Annotated in this window: 18 protein-coding genes; 11 read left to right on the top strand and 7 right to left on the bottom strand. The window is 64.4% G+C overall.

The window, feature by feature from the left end:
• Positions 1-56: 56 nt before the first annotated feature.
• From IPM16_13435 to IPM16_13445, 3 genes are all read right to left on the bottom strand, one after another.
• The gene (locus tag IPM16_13435) at positions 57-1,478 is read right to left on the bottom strand and encodes a hypothetical protein (GenBank protein ID MBK9124102.1); all 1,422 of its coding nucleotides are present in this window, start codon (positions 1,476-1,478) and stop codon (positions 57-59) included.
• A 160-nt stretch (positions 1,479-1,638) separates the two neighbouring features.
• Positions 1,639-2,553: a hypothetical protein gene (locus IPM16_13440; GenBank protein MBK9124103.1), complete on the bottom strand. Its 915-nt coding sequence runs from the start codon at positions 2,551-2,553 to the stop codon at positions 1,639-1,641.
• A 196-nt stretch (positions 2,554-2,749) separates the two neighbouring features.
• A complete protein-coding gene (locus tag IPM16_13445; GenBank protein MBK9124104.1) occupies positions 2,750-3,883 on the bottom strand; it encodes a peptidoglycan bridge formation glycyltransferase FemA/FemB family protein in 1,134 nt (377 codons plus the stop codon).
• 383 nt (positions 3,884-4,266) lie between these two features.
• Between IPM16_13445 and IPM16_13450 the strand changes: the two genes are divergently transcribed.
• The 6 genes from IPM16_13450 to IPM16_13475 are packed head-to-tail and all read left to right on the top strand — an operon-like array spanning position 4,267 to position 10,111.
• Positions 4,267-7,101, top strand: a complete 2,835-nt coding sequence (locus IPM16_13450; protein MBK9124105.1) for a DUF4040 domain-containing protein — start codon at positions 4,267-4,269, stop codon at positions 7,099-7,101.
• A complete protein-coding gene (locus IPM16_13455) occupies positions 7,098-7,463 on the top strand; it encodes an NADH-quinone oxidoreductase subunit K (protein ID MBK9124106.1) in 366 nt (121 codons plus the stop codon). The genes IPM16_13450 and IPM16_13455 overlap by 4 nt, the downstream gene beginning before the upstream one ends.
• A gap of 2 nt (positions 7,464-7,465) precedes the next feature.
• A complete protein-coding gene (locus IPM16_13460; GenBank protein MBK9124107.1) occupies positions 7,466-8,983 on the top strand; it encodes a hypothetical protein in 1,518 nt (505 codons plus the stop codon).
• Positions 8,984-9,004: 21 nt separating this feature from the next.
• Entirely contained in the window at positions 9,005-9,520 is a 516-nt protein-coding gene (locus tag IPM16_13465) for a Na+/H+ antiporter subunit E (GenBank protein MBK9124108.1), read from the top strand.
• Complete coding sequence (locus IPM16_13470; protein MBK9124109.1) at positions 9,513-9,785, top strand: hypothetical protein; 273 nt, start codon at positions 9,513-9,515, stop codon at positions 9,783-9,785. Before IPM16_13465 ends, IPM16_13470 begins: the two co-directional genes overlap by 8 nt.
• The gene (locus IPM16_13475) at positions 9,785-10,111 is read left to right on the top strand and encodes a monovalent cation/H(+) antiporter subunit G (GenBank protein ID MBK9124110.1); all 327 of its coding nucleotides are present in this window, start codon (positions 9,785-9,787) and stop codon (positions 10,109-10,111) included. Before IPM16_13470 ends, IPM16_13475 begins: the two co-directional genes overlap by 1 nt.
• A gap of 13 nt (positions 10,112-10,124) precedes the next feature.
• Here IPM16_13475 and IPM16_13480 read toward each other — a convergent pair whose 3' ends face one another.
• Complete coding sequence (locus IPM16_13480; protein MBK9124111.1) at positions 10,125-10,847, bottom strand: alpha/beta fold hydrolase; 723 nt, start codon at positions 10,845-10,847, stop codon at positions 10,125-10,127.
• Between the two features lie 77 nt (positions 10,848-10,924).
• Between IPM16_13480 and IPM16_13485 the strand changes: the two genes are divergently transcribed.
• From IPM16_13485 to IPM16_13495, 3 genes are all read left to right on the top strand, one after another.
• Positions 10,925-11,860, top strand: a complete 936-nt coding sequence (locus tag IPM16_13485) for a hypothetical protein (GenBank protein ID MBK9124112.1) — start codon at positions 10,925-10,927, stop codon at positions 11,858-11,860.
• Positions 11,861-11,884: 24 nt separating this feature from the next.
• On the top strand, positions 11,885-13,006 hold the full coding sequence (locus tag IPM16_13490) for a hypothetical protein (GenBank protein ID MBK9124113.1): 1,122 nt from the start codon (positions 11,885-11,887) through the stop codon (positions 13,004-13,006).
• 292 nt (positions 13,007-13,298) lie between these two features.
• On the top strand, positions 13,299-14,363 hold the full coding sequence (locus IPM16_13495) for a DMT family transporter (GenBank protein ID MBK9124114.1): 1,065 nt from the start codon (positions 13,299-13,301) through the stop codon (positions 14,361-14,363).
• Between the two features lie 59 nt (positions 14,364-14,422).
• On the opposite strand, the gene IPM16_13500 is transcribed toward IPM16_13495, so the two are convergent.
• Both IPM16_13500 and IPM16_13505 read right to left on the bottom strand, forming a co-directional pair.
• Entirely contained in the window at positions 14,423-15,208 is a 786-nt protein-coding gene (locus IPM16_13500) for an RNA methyltransferase (GenBank protein MBK9124115.1), read from the bottom strand.
• 211 nt (positions 15,209-15,419) lie between these two features.
• Positions 15,420-16,484, bottom strand: a complete 1,065-nt coding sequence (locus IPM16_13505) for a membrane dipeptidase (protein MBK9124116.1) — start codon at positions 16,482-16,484, stop codon at positions 15,420-15,422.
• Between the two features lie 159 nt (positions 16,485-16,643).
• On the opposite strand from IPM16_13505, the gene IPM16_13510 reads away from it, so the two are divergent.
• A complete protein-coding gene (locus IPM16_13510; GenBank protein ID MBK9124117.1) occupies positions 16,644-18,296 on the top strand; it encodes a molybdopterin-dependent oxidoreductase in 1,653 nt (550 codons plus the stop codon).
• A 248-nt stretch (positions 18,297-18,544) separates the two neighbouring features.
• Here IPM16_13510 and IPM16_13515 read toward each other — a convergent pair whose 3' ends face one another.
• The gene (locus IPM16_13515; GenBank protein ID MBK9124118.1) at positions 18,545-19,423 is read right to left on the bottom strand and encodes a rhomboid family intramembrane serine protease; all 879 of its coding nucleotides are present in this window, start codon (positions 19,421-19,423) and stop codon (positions 18,545-18,547) included.
• Positions 19,424-19,598: 175 nt separating this feature from the next.
• On the opposite strand from IPM16_13515, the gene IPM16_13520 reads away from it, so the two are divergent.
• Positions 19,599-20,852, top strand: a complete 1,254-nt coding sequence (locus tag IPM16_13520) for a tetratricopeptide repeat protein (protein ID MBK9124119.1) — start codon at positions 19,599-19,601, stop codon at positions 20,850-20,852.
• Positions 20,853-20,874 lie beyond the last annotated feature (22 nt).

The following is a 20,874-nucleotide window of genomic DNA, read 5'->3' on the forward strand; positions in this document are numbered from 1 at the left end:
ATCGGCCCCTGATTATGCAAGGTTCACCCGCGGCCTGCAAGGATGGGCGGACCACGTTAGCCCTTGCTCGTGCGGCCGGGTGGATTATGCGGGCTGGCCGGCCGGAACGGCGCATCGGGCGTTTCGGGCGACGTCGGCCCATCGTCGCTCGGCTCGACCGGCTGGGTCGGCATCTGCGGCGACGGCTGTGCGCTCTGGCGCTGCGGCGTTTGCTGCATGCGGGGCATGATCAACTCCGACAGCAGGCGCGTCAAGTCGAGTGGGAGCCGCTGGCGGAAGTCGCGGAAGGTTTCGCCCCCGCTTTGACCGTGAACGGTGTAGGTATACGTCTCCCAGATTGTCTTGCCGGTCACTGCCATCTCGGGCTGCCAGCGGTCGAGCAGCAGCCAATTGGCGCCGTCGGACTGGTACAGCTCGAATACGATGCTGACCTCGCCGTGCTGGCCGCGCAGGCGCAGGTCGAGCGCGACCGGCAGCACAGCGCTGCGCTGCGTGATCCGGCGCAGCAGTTGACGCGTCAGCGTGCGCGCCAGCGGCGTCACTTTGCGCTCGACCTGATCGGCATCAAGTGGCTTGCTGGTGTGGGCGAGGCGGTTCAGCCGGCGCACGACCCACAGCGGGCCGGGCGTATAGGTGCGGGCAACGCGGCCGTACTGGTCATACTGGCTCATGCGCAGCGCGGTGATCGTCCAACCGCTCAGGTACTGGCCGTCCGCGCCTTGAAGCAGCTTGACGACCGCGCTCGTCCCGCGTACGGCAGGCTGGGTGATGGTGTTGTTCTGCGCGTAGGGCTGCCAGCTTTGGCGGATTCCCGACTGGCTGTACGGGTCGATCGGCGGGGTGGTGGCGTACGGCGGCAGGTGGTTGCCGAAAGCGGGTGGCCGGCGGAAGATCAGCCGGTACAACCGCATCAGCACAAGCAGCAGCACCAACACCAAGACCAGCACCAGCGCGCCGATCAGGATTTCTTCGCGTTTGAGGTTGTCGAGGTCGACGGTGTAGTTCAGAAAATCGATATAAAGCGGATTGGCCGCGGCCGGCGGCGGATTGCAGTCGGCCGTTGTGGCCGGGATCGACAGGGTGAGCTGGCGCGGTTGACTGCCGAAGGCCAGCCCGCCGTTGAGTGTGATGCGTACCTCGAACGTCTGCGAAGTGTTGGGCGTGAAGCCGGTCGTCGGCGCGGACAGGATGATCGTGCTGCCGCGCCCGGCATCCAGCGGCGCGACGGGCTGCGACGCGAGAACGGTAGCGGGTTGGTTCAAGGCGCGCAGTTCGACAGCGACAGGCTGAGTGCTGCCCGTGCCGTTGTTCGAGATCAGGTATTCAAGGTCGAACCGGCAGCCATCGGAGCTTACACCTTCTCGCAAAGGGAGGATCCGGTAAAACGGCTGGGCCTGAGACGTGTCTTGGGCGGCGGCTGGCAGCAGAACGCCGAGGAGGGCGATGAGCACCAGCGCACGCAAGAGGGCTTTGAACATGAGCGGACTGCCCGTCGGTGCGGATATCGTCGCGGAGATAATACCACGATACCGCTAAAACTTGCCGATGTCCTGTCGCATAGACGACGGTGTAACTACGACGGGCCGATGTCTTAGTCCGGCACTGTGGTGGAAAATTACTGGTGAAGCTCGGGCCGCCTCAATTGGTGTTGAAGCGCTCTGTCGGCGGAATGTCGTATGGGGGGATCAGTACCGGCTTTTCGAACTTGGGCAGTTCGATCTCGATATGACGCAGGTACGGTGTAACCAACTTGAGGCCGAAAGGAAGACCGATGTTCGAGAAGTGCAGGGCCGCCTTTACCAGCCACAATCGGCCGCGGTCTCCCGGTGGGTGTTCGAGCGGATCGATTCCATCCCGATCGCAGTAGAAACGGCCGAGTCCGAACGCGGCGAATCCGGCTTCGGTGTTCATGTTGCGCTTCTCGAAATAGCGGTATGCACTGTCGAGGTTCGACTCTGCCGACTCGATCATTCCGGCGCTGAACTTGACCGCCGCCAAGGCGAGCTCGGCCCGGCCGCGTTGTGCAGGCCGCCCGAAGCGATTCGCTTCGCTCCGGTAGTAGACCGCTTCGTTGATCTCTCGGGTCCCGACGCTGCGCAAGCTGCGAAGCATCAACTTATATGCGGCCAAGTCTAGTTCAAGAATCCGGGTCGGCACGTGCACCGGATAGGCACGATACGTGGGCAGGTCCTTGATGATGTCGTTGGCCATGCACAGAATCGTCTCAGCCGCGGAGAGCGAGCCGACCAACATCAGGTGCCAAGCCTGCGCGACCTGAAGCCGAAGCCGGTGAAAGTGCTTCAGCGGCCGGGTCATGGCGATGTTATAGGTGCTTATCCATGGGTGAAGATTGCCGCCTTCCGGCAGGAAGTGGCGCATACCATACAAGCCCTCGAAGAGGACGCTGGTATCTTCGACACGACGGGCGAGGAAGAAGAGTGTGCGCTGCCACTCGCGAAAACGGATGCTTTCGAAGTCTTTGCCGGGTGAACAAAGAATTGAATCGACGAGTCGGGTGAAGGCGCGGTCGTAGGTGTATGAAGTTGCGGCCATGAGTTGTTAAGAGTACCGGCCCGATCACACTGACCGGTGCACACCATGAATTCGATTGTATGACGAATCGTTTAGATGTACGCCGGTTAATTTCGAAATTTGTTGCATTTCGGCTTTTATCACGGCGAGACTGCACCAAGATTCGATGATCTATGGCGATTCACATTAGCGGAGGTGCGTCAGGCCTGTTTAGCGGCTAGTCGGGCGGCGTGGCGCGGCCGTGACGCAGGCGGCGGACGGCAGTCCGTACACGTGGCAAGATTTCGCTGAACGCGGTGTAGAGCAGCGTATTGGGCGCAAAGTCGTACGCGCCGATTCCCTGTCGAACCGTGCCGCGAAACCCGCGCTTGAACTGATAGACCCCCCACATCCGGTCGCTCTCGTCAAAGATGTCCGGCGCGCCCCACAGATCGTAGCGCGTACAACCCTGCGCCTTGGCCCAGCGCATCGCCGACCACTGCAGCAGATAGTTGGGCATCTTGTCACGGTGAACATCGCGGCTCGCGCCGTAGAAGTACCAGCAGGTCCGGCCGAAGCGGTACAGCACGACATGCGCCACAGGCTCGCCATCGACCTCGGCGATCAGCGCGTGGCCGAGGCCGGCGGCGAAGAAGTCGCCCCATGCGCGCTCGTAGTAGGCTTGCGGGCGGGTGAGGAATCCGTCGCGCTGGCCCGTCTCCTGATACAGGCGCACGAGCATTGGGAGATCGGCGCTTGTCGCCGCCCGAATCGTTACGCCGCTGCGTTCAGCGACGCGCACCTTGCGCCGTGTGTTCTGGCTCATCGCCATCAGCAGCGCGTCCTCATCCGGCGTGAGGTCGATCACGATGGTGTTGCGGAACTGGATCTGCTCGCGGCTGTAGCGCCATCCGCGGCGGAGCAGGGTGTCTTGCCACGCCAGTCCGTGAGAGTCGTCGGCGGCGTCCTCGCCCGGCGTGCCGGTCGAAAGCGCGATATCGGGGTCGATCTTGAGGGTCACGGCGTGCTCGCGGCGAGCAAGGGCCTCCAGTTCGGCCAGCACCACGTCCGCCAATTCGGGTGAGTCGTCACTCAGCAGCGGGCCGCGCGGCGCATACATCACCTTGAGCGGGCCGGCCTGCCGTACGCCGATCGAGATCATCGCGCGCAGGTCTGTGCCGTCCGAGTAGCCGATGCGCAGCGGCTTCCAGCCGGTCGTGACGTGCTTGAACGCCCCCCACTCCCAGCTCTGCAGGATGTGCGCGTCCGGGAACCGTGCGGCGGCATCGTTCCAGCGGTCGCGGTCGGTGATCAATTCGGCGGTGAGGGGCATCGGCACATCGTAGGTTAGGATCGGGAATGGGCGAATCATACACCATAAGGGAAGGAGTCAGATGTCAGTCTTCAGTTGACAGGATGGAGTGGTCGGTTCCGATGCCGCGTACAGGCAAAGAACGATTGAACCACAGAGGACACCGAGGACACAGAGAACAAAGAGCACAGAGGGGGCTGTAGGGGCGACCCGCCGGGCCGTCCGCCGCACAACCTGAACACTGGTTCCTGACTCCTGATTGCCGACCCTCAGAACGAATGGCTCCATTGGCGCGTGCCACACATTCCACCGATCGTTGCAACCCGCGTTACACTCATCTGCGCGGGCGCGATCTCTCTAGCGCAGGCCGGACCTTTCCGCAATAATGGCTGTTCCTACTCTTGAACCCGCTGCGGGTTAAATCGACGCGATGAGGTGCTGATGTGCTGCTGTTGACAGCCTTGCCATTTGCTGCCGCGCTGGTGCTGCTCACACCGTTGGGCAGGCCGAAAGCGGCCCGATACGCGCTGGCTGGCCTTAGTGCAGTGCTCTTTCTCGGATATGCCGGCGGCATCCCCTCGCTGGAGGCCGGCCCGCTGATCGAAGCAGTGCAGTGGCTGCCGTCGCTAGGCATGACGCTGACGACGTACGTCGATGGGCTGTCGCTGCTATTCGCCCTGCTGGTGACCGGTGTCGGCGCGGTGGTCGCGTTCTACATGGCGCACTACTTCGATGATGACGCCGACGCGCAGCAGTTCAGCGTGTTGTTCGCAGCCTTCATGGGCTCGATGCTGATGGTCGTGACGTCCGGCAACCTGCTGATGACGTTTGTCGGCTGGGAAGGCACGTCGGTCTTCTCGTTCCTGCTGATCGGCTTTTACGGCGGCAAGGGCGGGCGGAAGGCCGAAGAAGCCCGTGCCGGTGCCGCGCGTGCGCTAATCGTTACCGGGGCTGGCGGGTTGGCGCTAATTGCCGGCGTCGTGCTGCTGGGTACGGCATCAGGCAGCTACGAGCTGGCCGACATCCTCTCGAACCCCGACCTGCGCGGGCACGGCCTATACGGCGCGATCGTCGCGCTGATCGCGATGGCGGCGTTCACCAAGTCCGCCCAGTTCCCCTTCCATTTCTGGCTGCCCGGCGCGATGTCCGCGCCCAGCCCGGCTTCGGCCTACCTGCATGCCGCGACGATGGTCAAAGCGGGCGTGTTTCTCCTGCTGCGCCTTCAGCCAGCGCTCGGCAATACGCCCTTGTGGACGGGTCTCATTACCGTGGTTGGGCTGATCACGTTCGTGCTGGGCGCGGCGATAGCCACGCGCCAGCGCGATATGAAGGGGCTGCTTGCGTATACCACGGTCAGCGCACTCGGCTCGCTGGTCGCGCTGATCGGCTTGCCCGACTCGATCGGGATCAAGGCCGCGCTGGTCGGCGTTGCGGCGCATGGCGCGTACAAGGCCGCGCTGTTCTTGATGACCGGCGTGATCGAACACGCGACAGGAAGCCGCGACCTCGACGAACTGGGCGGACTGCGCCGAAGTATGCCCGGCGCGCTGGCCGTCGTGGCGATTTCGTCGCTGTCGATGGCGGGGCTTCCGCCGCTGCTCGGGTTCATGGCGAAGGACAGCCTGATCGAAGCCTCGTTTTCCGAGCCGTTGGCGTCGATCCTGCCGCTGATCGCGGTGATGGTGGGAAGCGTCCTCATGGTCGTCAGCGCGCTGACCGTGCTGCGCGACGCATTCTTGACCGAGCCGCCCGCGCCGCACTCGCCGGCAGGCAGCCATGACGACAAACACCACGGGGACGTGCACCATCCGCACACCAACCGCTTGCTTACATTGGGTCCGGCGGTGCTGGCCGCAGCGACGGTGCTGATCCCGTTCACCCTGCCGCAAACGCTCGATCCGCTGGTCAGTTCGGCGTTGGGCAAGGCGACTCATCTGCACATCTTCCCCGAACATCCCGAACCGCTGATCCTGAGCCTTGTGGCGCTGGCGATCGGTATCGTGCTCGTGCCGTCGCGCGCGGTGTGGTCGCGCTGGTTGGCGGTTCCGTGGCTGCCCACCGGTTCGCGCGTATACAGCGAGATGACGCGCTCGGTCGACGCCGTCGGTGACGTGGTCGTCACGCTGCAAAGCGGGCGGGTGCGCCAGTATCTCTATATGATGTGGGGCGTGCTGGCGGTACTGGTCATTCTGATGGTCGGCTCGCAGGATGGCATGACGATCCTTGAGGGCGTGCCGCTCAACTTCACCGAGCCGGGCACGGACGCCGTGAAGATCGCGCTGCTCGCGCTGTCCACCGCCGCGACCGCGTACTCGATTATCACGCGGCGGCATTTGCTGGCGGCGCTGGCGCTTGGCGTGTCGGGATATGCGCTCGGCGGCGTGTTCCTGCTCGAGCCCGCGCCGGATGTCGCGCTGGTGCAGATTCTGGTCGAGACGCTCGGCACCGTGCTCATCATCCTCATGATTGCCCGCCTCGACGCGACCAACAGCCGCATGCGCTCGGAGGTCATGCGCGACCTGTGGTCGACGTCATGGGTCGGCAAGCTGCGCGACGTCATTATCGCGACGATCATCGGCGGAGCCGTAGCGCTGGTGGCCGTGACGACCGTCATCAACCGGCCAGAGCGCGCCGACGTCAACCCCCCGATTGCCGAGTGGCACCTGCTGCACACCTATCCCGAGATCAAAATTACCGACACGGTAGGCGCGATCGTGACTGACTTCCGGGGGACGGATACGGTGTTCGAGATCACCGTGCTGGCGATGGCCGGCCTTGGCGTGCTCACTCTGCTCACGCAGCCCGGCATCAATGCCAGCGACGAACGCGTCCGCACTGAGTCGACGCTGGAGACGCCGCTGACGACCTTTGCGCTCAGGCTGGTGTTTCCGTTCGCGCTGCTGGTGGCGATGTCGCAGCTTTTGTACGGCGGTACCGGTCCCGGCGACGGGTTCACCGCAGGCGTGATCGCAGGACTCGGCGTGTCGCTGTCGTACGTCGTGCGCGGGTTCCAGCGTACGCGTGTTTCCTACCCGTGGCTCAAGCCGCGCCGCTTTATCGTCGGCGGCTTGACGCTGGCGGTGGGCAATGCGGTCGGCTGGATGCTCATCAACGGTGCGCCGTTCCTGCGCGTGCAGGACTTTGGCGACGCGCCGGCGGGGCTGCACTTTAGTTCGACGCTGTTGTTCGAAATCGCGATCATGCTGGCCGTCTTCGGGGCGATCACCCTCATTATGGACACGATTGCGCATCCAGTCGCCGAGGAGGAAGAAGGATGAACGTCATCTTCGCGGTCGTCACCGGCATCCTGTTCGGGCTGGGCGTGTTTCAATTGCTCCGCCGCGATCTGGTCAAAGTGGCGATGGGCTTCTACATCCTGTTCACGGCCATCAATCTGTTCTTTCTGGCGGTTGGCGCCTACAACGGCGAAACCGCCGCATACGTGGTGCCGCGCAAGGTGACGACGCTGGCCGAAGCCGTGCCGCAAGGCGTGCCGAGCGATCCGTTGGTTCAGGCGCTGCTGCTGACCGCCATTGTGATCAGCTTCGGGAGTTATGCGCTGCTGTTGGGCATGTTGAACGTGGTCGCGCAGCGCAACAAGTCGCTGAACACCGACCGCATGAACAATCTGGTGAGGTAGGTATGGCGGAGAACAACTGGCTCGTCCTCACCCCGGTGCTGACGCACATGCTGGCCGGCCTCGCCGCGCTGTTTCTGTGGCGGTTCAACCACGCCCAGCGGTTGTTGGGCGTGTTCAGCGGCGCGCTGACAGTCCTGTTCACAATTGCGCTGGCGATCACCGTGGCACAGGACGGGCCGCAGGTGTACCGTTTGGGCGGCTGGCAGCCCCCATACGGCATCGCGCTAGCAATCGACGGGCTGTCGGTGTTCTTCCTGACGATGGTCGCTATCGTCGTATTTGCCGCAATGATCTACACGTGGCAGTGCGCCGACAAGGGCATGAAGCGCAACAGCTACATGCCGCTGGCGTTGATGCAAGCGGCGGCCCTCAACGGCGCGTTTCTTACCGGCGACATCTTCACGTTCTTCGTGTTCATGGAACTGCTGGTGATCACCTCGGTCATCCTCGTGGCCGGCAGCGACAACCCCGACGGCATCGAGGCCGCGACCAAATACCTGCTCATCAGCGCGTGCGGCACGCTGTTCCTGCTGGTCGGCATCGCCATGATTTACGGCAGCTTCGGCACATTGAACATGGCGGACATCGCCCGCCTTTCGGCCGAGACCGGCGGGACCAACTTGACCAACGCCTCGGCCGTCGTGCTGATGTGCGCGTTCTTGCTCAAAGGCGCGGTGTTCCCGTTCCACTTCTGGCAACCCGACTTTCACACGACCGCGCCCGCGCCGCAGTCCGCGCTGCTGTCGTCGGTGGTGGTCAAGGTCGGCGTGTACGGCCTGCTGCGCCTGATCACGCTGCTGTTCCCCGGTTCTGCCGAGACGTTGCGCCTCGTGCTGATCGTGCTCGGCTTGATCGGCATCGGGTTCGGCGGCGTGACGGCCCTCCGGACGCACAACGTCAAGCGCGTGCTGGCCTATTCGACACTGGCACAGATTGGATTCATGCTGCTGGCGATTGGATGGGGCACGCCGCTGGCGCTTGCGGCGGCGTTGATCTACGCCTTCAACCACGCGCTGATCAAGTCCTCGTTGCTGATGCTGGCCGGCCTTGTGGCGAGCCGCACGACGACCAAGACCTCGTCGCTGGCCGAGAGCCACGGGGTCGGGCACGGCATGCCGTGGGTGAGCGTGCTGTTCTTCGTCGGCGGGCTGGCGCTGGCCGGCATCCCGCCGCTGAACGGGTTCGTCAGTAAGTTGGCGATTGTGCAAAGCGGTGTGGACGTTGCCCAGTCCGGCGACCTGAACAGTTGGGTGTGGCTGGGGCTGGCTGTTGCCGGCGGCGTTTTGACCCTGCTGTACGTCACCAACACGTGGCAGAACGTATTCCAGAAGGCACCAGACGATCGTACGGCCAAGCTCAAACCGGAAGGCGAGGGCGACTCGTGGTTGGCGCCGGCGCTGCTGATCGGCGCGTGCGTGGCGCTCGGGCTGTTCGCCGCCCCGCTGGTCGATGCCGCGCAGTCGATCGCGATGCAGATCACGCAGCCTGCGCTGTATATCTCTGCCGTGTTGGGCGGTTAGTGACGCAAGGAGAATGCGACCATGTATCTGATCCGGACGATCCTCCAATACGTCTTCATCGCGGCCATTATCGGCGTGCTGTGGGCGATCCTGACCGCGCAGCTCTCGGTGGAAGGTTGGGCGATCGGCGCGGGGCTGGGTTTCGCGATGTTGGTCGCCGTGCGCGGTAGGCAGGGGATCGACGTGCGTCCGCTCGACCTGCCGCAGCGCGTCGCTTGGCTGATCGTCTACCTGATCGTGCTCGAGCGTGATGTGATCGTGGCGTCGATCGACGTGGCGCTGCGCATCCTCGGCGTCCGCAAGGTGGACTCCGGTATCATCCGCGTGGCGGTCGGCGACGAACGACAGGAAGTCGCCGCGCTGACCGCGCATGGCATCACGATCACGCCGGGGCAGTTGGTCGTCGATTTCGACCACATCGAGGATGAACGTTACGTCTACGTCCACTGCCTGAGCGTGACCGACTCGGAAGGGACGGTCGAACAGGATCAGGTGCGCCGGATGCGCTTCTTCAAGAGGATTTTGGGCAATGGTTGAGATGCGCGGACTCTTCGACATCATCCTGATCGTGATGGTGGCGATGCTGATTTGGGTCGCCACGCGCGTATTCCGGGGGAACACGCCGGTCGACCGGCTGCAAGCCTCCGATCTGATCACGACGCTGGTGACTGCCATCATTGGCGTGGTCGGGCTGGCGCAGCAGTCGACCGTGCTGATCGACCTCGGTATCGCGCTCGCCGCGTTCAGCTTCATCGGTACGCTGGCCGTCGCGCGTTTCATGGGCGAAGGGAAGGTGTTCTGATGCAATTTGTCGGCGCCGCCCTGCTCATTGCCGGGACCGTTTTCGCGGTAATCGGCGTATACGGGTTCATGGTCACGTTCAAGAACGTCTACGAGCGCCTCCACGCGTCGGGCAAGGTTGCGACGCTCGGCCTTGTGCTGATCCTCGTCGGGGTGGCTGTCTTGCAACCTGCGGTGTGGACCAAGGCCGCCGTCCTGATCGGCTTCATGGTGCTGACATCTCCGGTTGTCAGCCATGCGATCGCAAAAGCCGCTCACAACCAGCATCTGCCGGCCGGAAAACGCGACGATTTGGCTGAAGCGCGCAAGCAGCAGGCGGGCGATTAAGGGATAGCAGCCCTCACCCCGCCGCCATCTCCACATCGAGCCAGTACAGAATCAGCGGCACGACGGTGAAGTCGCGCTGGTCGAACATGCGCGTTCCGTGGGCCGTCCCGTGCAGGATGCGTACGCCCAGTTCAGTGTTGGCGGTCGTGACCATCTGGCGGACAGCCGCCGTGCTTTCCATATCGCCGCGGCTGGTGACGAGCAGGGCGGACCGTTCGACCATGTCCTCGGCTAGCGCGTCCTCCGGCATCAGGCCGGCGTAATCCAGCCCCGGCGACAGCGCGACGGCGGTCAAGCAGGCAGGCTCCGCCGCGCATCCGATCAGCGCGAGGTTCGAGCCAATGCTGGCCCCGATCACGCCCAGCCGTGCCGGGTCGATCGACGTCTGTTCTTTGAGGTACGCAAACCAGTCCGCGACATCTTGAGTCGCCATTGTCCAGTCGCGCTGGCCGCCGGAGTCGCCATGGCCGCGCAGATCGACGTTCAGCACCGCATATCCGGCGTCAACCAGTGGCTCAATCAGCGGCTCCCAATCGCCGCGCCGCGCCCCGAACATGTGCATCAGCAGCACGGCCGGCGCGCCCGGTTCCTCGATCGCATCCGGCAGATACAGGTCGCCCACCAGCGTCACGCCGTCGGCGCTCTCGCGTTCGACCCGCACCTCGTCCGGCGCTTGAGCCGCTGTGATCCACGCGAAGACGAGTGCCACAAACCCGATGATGACCCAACGGCCCATCACTGCCTCCTTGCGACGTGCGCTCCGATTTCGAGAATGCGTTTATAATACCGCGAGAGCGAGGACAGGATGACGCTGTGCGCGAGAACCAACCACTCGAAGCGGCGATACTGCGGACCGTGCTGTACGCCGACATCTTCGACTACGCGCTGTCGGTGCGTGAACTCCATCACTTCTTGATTCACCCAACCGCAGTCGAATTGGCAGCGGTTGAACACGCGTTGGTGACGTCGCCGGTGCTGGCCGAGGCGCTGGCGCACTGCGACGGGTGGATCACGCTGGCTGACCGGACCGCCATCGCGCGCCTGCGCATCGAGCGCGAGCACACCGCGCGAGACTTGTGGCCGCAGGCCGAACGGTTTGGCAAGGCGTTGGCCCGCTTGCCGTTCGTGCGCATGGTCGGCCTGACCGGCGCGCTGGCGATGCGTAATCCGTCCGGCCCGCATGACGACTTGGACTACTTGATCGTCACACGGCCCGGGCGCGTGTGGCTTGCACGCCTGCTGAGCGTCGCCGTAGTGCGCTGGGTGCGCCTGCGCGGGCGCGAGATTTGCCCGAACTTCGTGCTGGCGGAGGATCGTCTCGCGCAAACCCGCCGCGACCTGTACATCGCGCATGAGGTGTCGCAGGTCGTGCCGCTGTTCGGGCGCGAGCTGTACGACCGCCTGCGCGACGCCAACTGCTGGACGCTCGATCACTTGCCGAACGCACTTCACCCGCTGCACCCTGGCGATACGGCGCGGCTTGGTCGCGCCGAGCGCGCGGTGAAATCCGTGGTCGAGCGTGTGTTGAGCGGACGGCTCGGCGACTGGCTGGAAGGGTGGGAGCGCCGCCGCAAGATGGCCCGCTTTGCCGCCGCCGCCAAGTCCGCCGAGAGCGCCGCTGTCATCGACGACTCGCAGGTGAAAGGCCACTTCAACGATCACGGAAGCCGCGTGCTGATGCAGTACCGCCGGCGGCTCGAACGGTTCGGCCTGGCCGCCACGCCGGACGAAAGCCTCGCCGCTGACTGACGACCCGAACTAGAAAGAGATCCTATGCCCATCAACGACCTTCCAACGCGCGGGCAAACCCTGCGCGCCCGCGTTACGCTCCGCGCCCTGACCATGCTGGTCCTCGTCGCGCTGCCGGTGACCGCCGCGCTCAGCCGAGATACCGGCGCGCCGGCGCTGGCACAGGAGAACACGATCGAGCCCGGAACATTGACAGCCGTCTTCGCCACGGTCACTGCGCAGGCCGGCGGCACGTTCGCCACGCCCATCCCGCCGGAAGCCACGCCGATCCCGCTGCCGCCGGGGGCCGTGCAGCCCATCGACCCCGAGCGCACGCCGGAGCCGACCCCGGTCCCGACCGCGACGCCGCAGTTGACCGACGACGTGCAGCTTCTGCTGCGTGCCCGCGCCGACCTTGAACTGCTGGCCGATGCACAGCTTGGTGGCGCGCGGCCCGAGGGCTGGACCGGCGCGAACGACCAGTTTGACCCGCAGCTCGCGCTGCTGACCCGGCTCGACCTCGAGACGCTGTACGCCGCGCTGGTTGACGCCGAACTGCGTCCCGTCAACTGGATTGGCGCGGTCGGATCGACTCCGTTCGCCATCGCCCGCGACATCCGACACGACCTCGAGCTGATGGCGGACCTGTTCTACGGCCCGACGACCCGCCCCGCCGGATGGTACGGCGGCGATCCGCTGTTCAAGTGCAACCGCGCCACGCAGGTGCTGGTGCAGCTCCTTCAGCGCGGTGGGCTGTTCACCGTCGACGCCAACCCCAACGACCCGAACTTCTGCTACAACGTCGAGATCGCCGCGACCAGATTCGTCGAGACCGAAGTGCTCGCCAACGAACGCGACGGCATCTTCTCGCCGGAGCTGGCGCTGGTGAGCGAGAATCGGATCACCACCGACTTCGCCGTAGCATGGCTGGACTCGGCAGCGCGAATCCGTGTCGGCGTGGTGCCGAAGGACACGCCCGTGCGCGTGATCGGGCGCAGCTACGCGGCATTCTCGAACATGATGCTGGTCGAAGGGCAGGACTTCCAAGTCTACGTCGAATATACCAACACGACCATCACCGCCGACCAGTTCCGCGCGCTGCCGAACGTGACGACACTGAACGTCGCGCCGGTATGCTTCGCGGATTGGTGTGAGACAGCGGATTAGTACCCCCTCATCCCCTGACCCCTTCTCCCTCAAGGGGAGAAGGGGAGATAACAACACGCGCAATGCCCGGTATCTGGCTATCGTGCGCGATGGCTGCCGCGTTGCCCTAGCCGCTGTTTTCACCACATTTGAGCGTAGAGGCAACCCGCCGGATCACACGTGTTTCTGCCTATCGCCTCTTGGAGAGCGGCGGCGAAGCGACGCGGGGGTGGTGGGGCGCACGGCCGACGCGAAGTGTGGTGGGTTTGAACACGCGCGCAAGCTATCATCGTGTGATGGAAAGGTGCGCGCGATGATCCCCGACTTCATTCGTCTGCAATGGGTGCCAATGGCGCTGGCGCTGTTGGCCGCCGCGCTGTTCGGAGCCAGCACGCCGCTGGCAAAGCTGCTCGTCGGCGAGGTCGACCCGATCGCGCTGGCAGCGTTTCTGTACCTCGGCAGCGGCATCGCCATGGTGACGGTCAAGCTCGTTCGCCGGTCGTCAGGCAGCGAAGCGCCAATTGAGCGCGCGGACTGGAAGTGGCTGCTCGGCTCGGTGGTCGCTGGCGGCGTCGCCGCGCCGATCGTCCTGCTCGTCAGCCTGCAGAACACTCCTGCCGCGACGGCATCGCTGCTGCTCGCGTTCGAGGGCGTCGCCACCAGCGTGATCGCCGTGCTGGTCTTCCGCGAGTCGGTCAGCCGGCGCGCGACGGTTGCGATTGTCCTCGTCACGCTCGCTACAATCCTGCTGACACGGGACGGCAGCGGAGAGTGGGGCATCTCGCTGGGGGCGCTGGGCGTATTGGCCGCGTGCGCGCTGTGGGGCATCGACAACAACCTGACTCGCAGCCTGTCGGGCAAGGACCCGCTGTCGATCGTGATGGTAAAGGGGCTGGGCGCGGGGACATTCTCGCTGGTGCTGGCGCTTGCGCTGGGACGCTCACTGCCGGCGCTGTCGACCGTGCTGTCCGCGATGCTGCTTGGCAGTGTGAGCTACGGCATGAGCATCGTGCTGTTTATCCGGGCGCTGCGCGGGCTGGGCGCGGCACGTACGAGCGCCCTGTTCGGCACGGCGCCGCTGGCTGGTGTCGTCCTGTCATTCGTGATCTTCAGCGAGAGCCTGGCGCTGCCGTTCTTCGCCGCATTGGGCCTGTCGGTCATCGCGGCGGCACTGCTGGTCGCCGAAAAGCACAGCCACGCGCATATCCACGAGTCGGTCACGCATGACCATCGCCACCGCCACGACGACGGGCACCATAGCCACGATCATCCGGGCATGACCGATCGCGGCCTAACGCACTCGCACGCCCACACCCATGAGCGGCTCGAACACGAGCATCCTCACCTGCCGGACTTGCATCACCGGCACGGGCACTAAGTACGGAGTAGAAAGTGCCGAGTGCTGAGAAGCCGCCGGTTCGCAGACGACCGCGTAGTCTATCCGGCGCTGTCGTTCGCTCGAGTTTGCCGTGCCGCCTCGAACAGGATGATCGACGCGGCGACCATTGCATTGAGCGACTCGGTTGCCGCAGACATCGGAATCGCGATTTGCTTGGCCGCGAGGTTGGCGGCATCGGCGCTCAGGCCGTGCGCCTCGCTCCCGACGATCAGCCCCCATGGCTTCAGCCAGTCCACGGCATCGTAAGCGGCTTCGCCTTCGGCATCGGCGGCGTACAGGGTAAGCGGTTCGCAGTAGCCGGCGATTTCGACCCACGTCGCCTCGACGACCGGCAGGCGGAAGTGCGCGCCCATTCCGGCCCGCAGCGCCTTCGGGTTGTACGGATCGGCGCATCCTGGCGCGAGGATCGCCAAGTCGGCGCCGGCGGCAGCGGCCGAGCGCAGCAGCCCGCCCAAATTGCCCGGATCGCCCAACGCATCGCAGATCAGCACGTGGCGCGGGTGCTTCGGCAGCGGCGGCATCGGCAGCGGGAACACCCCGATGATCCCCTGCGGCGACTGGGTATCGCTGACGTGCTGCATGACCTCGGCGCTGACGGCCAGTGTCGTCACGCGCGCTTTGGTCATTTTGGCAACCAGCGCCTCGTCGGAGTCGCCGGGGGTGTACAGCACAAAGTCGGGGCGGCTTCCGCGTTCCCATGCATCACGCACGAGGCGCGCGCCTTCGACGGCGATTCGCATGTGCTTGCGCCGGGTGCGTGGGCGCTCCTGCAATCCGCGCGTGAGCTTGACGCGCTCGTTCTGTAGGCTGGTGATGATGTCCATGGCGGGGAGTGTACCGGGGGAAGAGAAAAGGGGAAAGGGGAAAGGGCTAAGGGATAAGAGTCAGTTGTCAGGAGTCAGTGGGTGTGCGGTGGCGCGAATCTGCAACTGCCGTGCGGGGTGTAGGGGCGAGCCGCCGGCTCGCCCCCTCGCGCTGCGTTACAAGGCCCTCACGTGGACTCCTGAATACTGACATCTGAACCCTATCGTTCTGCTACTTGGGCAGCGCCTCGCGGATCTTGCGCAGCATGTTGCCGCTGAGGACGGCTTCCACATCCGCGTCGCTGAAGCCGCGCTCGCGCAGCACCTTGCCGACGAGGAGCAGATCACCCACGGTATCCATCTCCAGCGGGATCATCTCGCTGCCGAATCCGCCGTCGAAGTCGCTGCCGATCCCGACATGCGCCGCCGACCCGGTCACCTGACACACGTGGTCGATCACATCGGCCACCACCTTAAGCGTGATGTCGCCTTTGGGGTCGCCGCGCTTCCACGTGTTCGACAGAAAGCGGTTGTACAGCACCGTGCCCATCACACCGCCGCGCTCGGCCAGCGTGCGGATCATGTCGTCGGACAGATGGCGGTCGGTCTCGCAGAACTTGCGCGGGTTGCTGTGGCTGGCGAAGATCGGCCCCTCGTAGCTGTCGCATGCCTCGTAGAAGGACTTCTCCGCCATGTGCGACAGGTCGAGCAGCGCCCCGAACGACGCCATGACGTCGAGCAGTTCACGTCCCAGTGTCGTTAATCCGCCCGGCGCGCCCGTTCCGCCGCTATAGCGCGTGCGCTGCCACGCCGTGCCGACGATTCGCACCCCGCGCGCGTACCATTCTTCGAACTGGCGCGGCTCGACGATCGGATCGGCCCCTTCCATCAGCACGACCAAGCCCTGCTTGCGGAGGTGCACCGGCGTGTCGGATTTCCATGTTGCCAGCACGGAATCGAGATTGGCCGCGGTCTTGACCACGATGATGCGGTCAGATTCGTCAGCCAGTCGTTCGTAATAATCCAACTGCTCGGACGCATACGTATATGCTTCTTGAGGGTCGGAGTACGTCTTCTCGTTGCCGGTCGGCGTCCAGTCGCTTTCGGCCGGGGCCACGAAAAGCGTGGCGCACACGACGGCGACTCGCCCGGCGATGGCCTCTGGCAAGCCGATCGTCGCCGAGGGTGTACTCTTAGGTTCGTGAGTCCGCGCGACCAGCGCGCTGCGCCGGTAATCGCGGCCGTATTTCAAGGTGTTGTAGGCGATGTCCTGGTGCGCGTCTACGACAATACTCATGAGATGTTTGCCCGTTGAGAAGTGTGCGCCGTTATTATAGACCGACGCTGCACCATCTCATGAAAGACCACACCAGTCCGGATCATCCGGAGTGTGCCAACTCATCACGACTGACCGGATCAATCACGCTCGACCTGCCGCGCAACGATGGAGCAAAACATGATGTCCGCACCCGCACAGATTCGTCCACCCGGCATTCTGACCGGCATTCTCGTCGGCATCCTGATCGCGCTGCCGGTCATCGCGATCTTCTTCGCGCTCAACGCGCTGTTGGCGCTGCCCGTGCTGCCGATCAACGTCATGGATTGGCTGCCCAACAACCTGCCCAACGATCTGCTCAATTTCGGCAAGCAAACCATGGCTGACGTGCTTGTCGCGCTCAACATCGGACGATTGGATCAGGTCGCGAAGATCGCCGAGGGCATCATCGGCACGGCGACACTGTTTGGCATGATCGTCGTCGCGGTCGCAGCGATATTCGTGATCGCCCGCTCGCAGAAGGGTCCCCGCGCGGGGACGCTCACCGGCCTGATCGTCGGACTGGTGTTGGGTGTGCTGCTTGTGCTGATGTACACCAGCCTGCCGCTCGTGCAGTTCGAGCGCGCCAACTATCTGCTGATCGACAGCGCGTACATCATGCTCATGCTGATCGGGTCGGGCTTGGTCGCCGGCGTGATCTACGACCGGCTTTCGCGCCTGCCTGAGTCAAGCGGCGATGCCGCTGCCAGCGCGGAGCAGCTCAATCGACGCCAATTCCTCGTGCGAGTCGGTGGCAGCACGGCGACGTTGACAGTCGCCGGCGCGGTCGTCAGCCTGCTGCGCAGTGCAGGATCTGCCGAACCGATCGAAGAAGTCGCCACGATCGACACGCCGACGCCAACCGGGCCGGTCGAGGTCGTCGGCATGAGCGATGACTTCACCGCTGCGCCGGGCACCCGCCCTGAATATACGCCGCTGGAGAATCACTACCGCATCGACATCGTCAGCCGCCCGCCGGAGATCGACGCGGCCACGTGGACGCTGCCGATGGTCGGCCTCGTCAACAACCCACAGAACTTCACGCTCGATCAACTGCGCGAGATGGACGCCGTCAGCCAGATCGTCACGATCTCGTGCATCAGCAACAGCATCGGCGGCGACCTCATCAGCACGACCAAATGGACCGGCGTGAAGATGCAGGACCTGATCGTCATGGCCGACCCGCAGCCCGAAGCGACCTACCTCAAGATCACCTGCGCTGACGGCTTCGACGAATACGTCAACCTCGATCTGATCCGCGAGGACGAGCGCATCATCCTCGCCTATGCCTGGGACGACCGCCCGCTGCTGCAAAAGCACGGCTTCCCGGTGCGCATTTACATTCCGAACCACTACGGCATGAAGCAGCCTAAGTGGATCACCAACATGGAATTCGTGCCGGAGTGGGAAGAAGGCTACTGGGTGCGCCGTGGATGGTCGGCGTCGGCCCTCGTCCAGACGACCTCGGTGGTCGACACGGTCGCCTCTGACGACACGTTCGAGCAGGACGGCGTGACCTATGTGCCGATTGGCGGCATCGCCTACTCAGGCTCGAAGGGCATCAGCCGCGTCGAGGTCAGCATTGACGAAGGCGAGTGGGTGCCGGCCACGCTCAAAACGCCGCTGAGCGAGCTGACGTGGGTGCTGTGGCGTTACGATTGGCCGTTCGCTGAAGGCGCGCACAGCTTCCGCGTGCGGACGTTCGACGGCAACGGCGGTATCCAGCGCTCCGAGGTCACTCCGCAGCGCCCCGACGGCGCGACCGGCATCCACCGCGTTACGCGGGTGCTGTAGGGTAGTGCGGCGTGTCGAGTATTGAGTGCTGAGGAAAAGCAGGCACAGCGCACAAGCGACCCTCACCCCTAGCCCGTCTCTCACGAAGGCGCGGATTGAGGGGTGAGGGTTCAAGCGGCGGGTGACCCGCCAGGTCGCCCCTACGACCCGTCTCTGTGTGCTCTTCTGCCTCTGTGTCCTTTGTGACCTTTGTGGTTCAATCTCTTTTCGCCCGGACACGGCAGTGCCATGCAGCAGGGAGAGTCGTGCTAACGGACGACAACCGCCCCGACCAGCAGCGCCAGCAGGCCGGCGGCAAAGTAGATCACGACCGGGACACTGCGGGTCAGGGGGCGCTGGTCGTGCACAATCACCCGCGTGTTGACCTGATCGACCTCGATTCGGTACAGCGGTCCGATGAGCGTCGCCAGCAGCGCCCCGCCGACGAACCCGCCGACGTGCGCCCAGTTGTCGATCAGAAAGACGCCGCCACCGGTCAGGTTACCGAAGAAGCCGATCGAGAAGTTAAGCACGGCGAACATGATTACCTGCCGCAGACGAAGCCGCGCCGCCGGGCCCATCACGCGCCAGTTGGAGTACAAGTGAGCGGCTTCCGCGCCAAAGACGGCGAACACCGCGCCCGATGCGCCGACCGAGAAGGTTATCGGCGCGTTGAGCGCGGCGCTCAGGACCGAGCCGACCAGTCCGCCCAGCAGGTAGATCAGAGCGAAGCGAGCGTGACCGAACGTGATCTCCAGCACCGAGCCGAGGCTGTACAGCGCCAGCATGTTGAGCAGCACATGGGCGAGTCCGGCGTGCAGGAACATCGATGTGAACAGGCGCCAGTACTGGCCGCCGTCCAGCACGGCCGTCGGTTGATTGGCGGCGTTGAGCAGCAGGTCTTGGTTAAGCGCCGGCGCGATGAACGCCAGCGTGAAGATGGCAATGTTGAGACCGACCAGCGTCAGAGTCACGAGCGCGCGCTTGGGCCGGTTGTACGCGAATTCCACTTTGGCGATTTGCGGGCCGGGCGTGCCGTCCTCGCCGGGTTCGGGCGTAGGCGGACGGTTAAGCGGATGGACGGGCTTGCGTTCCAGCGGATGTACCGGACGGTCGTCTGGCGGGTTGGGGCCGGGGGATAACGTCATAACTGCCTCATTCGTTGAAGTCTCCCAGTATACCGCCCCGTCGCTTTCCCGTAGACCCGCAGATATTGGGGGGCGTGGCGGCGGAGCCGCGTCGGGCAGGCGTCTATAGAGATTCACATCTGGACGCCGTATACTGACATCTCACACGACATCCTGATCGAGGTGTGTTAGCCGGATGATCGTCCGCAGGGATTACCGTTACGCTTTTCGTCAGCGTCGGCGCGCGCAGCGTGTCCGCTGGCTTCTGCTGTTTACGACAGTGGTCGTCTTGGGCATGGTGGCCGTCACGGTCAACCTCGACACGGTGCGTACGATGGCGGCCGGCGCGCTGGGCATCAAAGCATCGCCTACGCTGTACCCCGCCGAATATGCCGTGCTCGGATCGGAGGCGTATCAGCGCGGGAACATGGAGGACGCCGCAGCACAGTTCGTCCGCGCGGTGCAGATGCAGCCCAACAACGTCGCCTATCTCTACGAGTATGGCAAGACGTTGATCGAGATGAACCAAACGACCGAGGCATCCACCATCGCCGACCGGGCCATCGCCGCCGACCCGAACGACGTACGCGGCTACGCGCTCAAGGCCAATGCGCTTGCCTACAGCGATCCGACCAACGCCATCATCTTCGCGCTGCAAGGGCAGGAGCTCGACCCGAACTTCGCGCCGTTGTACGCCGCGCTGTCTGTCGCCAATACATATATCTTCCGCTTCTCGCAGGCGTTGGCCGCCGGCGAACGTGCCATTGAACTCGACCCGAGCGACGCCAACAGCTACCGCGCCTACTCCACGCCGCTGATCTTCGTCGGCCGTTCGGAGGAAGCGATCGAGGCGCTGGAGACCGCCACGCAGATCAACCCGAACCTGCCGGGCGCGTGGTTCGAACTCGCATTCGAGTACAAGAACCGTGCCAACAACCCGCGCCGCGCCATCGCCATCTATCAATTCATGGTCGAAAACCTAGAGATGTCGGCGGCCGACACGGCCAAGGCGTACCTGCGCATTTGCGAGGCGTACGCCGGCGCCGACCCGGCCGACTTCGTCGCCGCGCAGCAGAACTGCGACCGTGCGCTGTCAATCGACCCGAACTACGGCTCGGCCTATCGCGAGCTGGGGCGCATGCAGTACAACCGCCGCAACTACGAAGGCGCCATCGAGACGTTCGAGACGTGCGTTGCGCTGGGTGCCACGGACATCGAATGCTGGGCGCTGCGTGGTCTGGCGCATTACTGGATGGGCCAATGCGACGACGCATGGCGCGTCCTCAACGAAGCGCAGCAGCTCGCCGGAGGCCGCGAGGACGGCCTGATCGTGCAGGTGCGTGTCGGCCTCGACAACGTCATTGACAACTGCCCGGACTACCGCGGGCAGGCCGTGCCGACCGCCGTTCCGCCCACTGCCATTCCGCCGACGCCGATCGGCGGCCTGTAGCCTGCCCGGGTGTGGATACCGC

This window comes from Candidatus Flexicrinis affinis (assembly GCA_016716525.1).
Classification (GTDB): Bacteria; Chloroflexota; Anaerolineae; order Aggregatilineales; family Phototrophicaceae; genus Flexicrinis; species Flexicrinis affinis.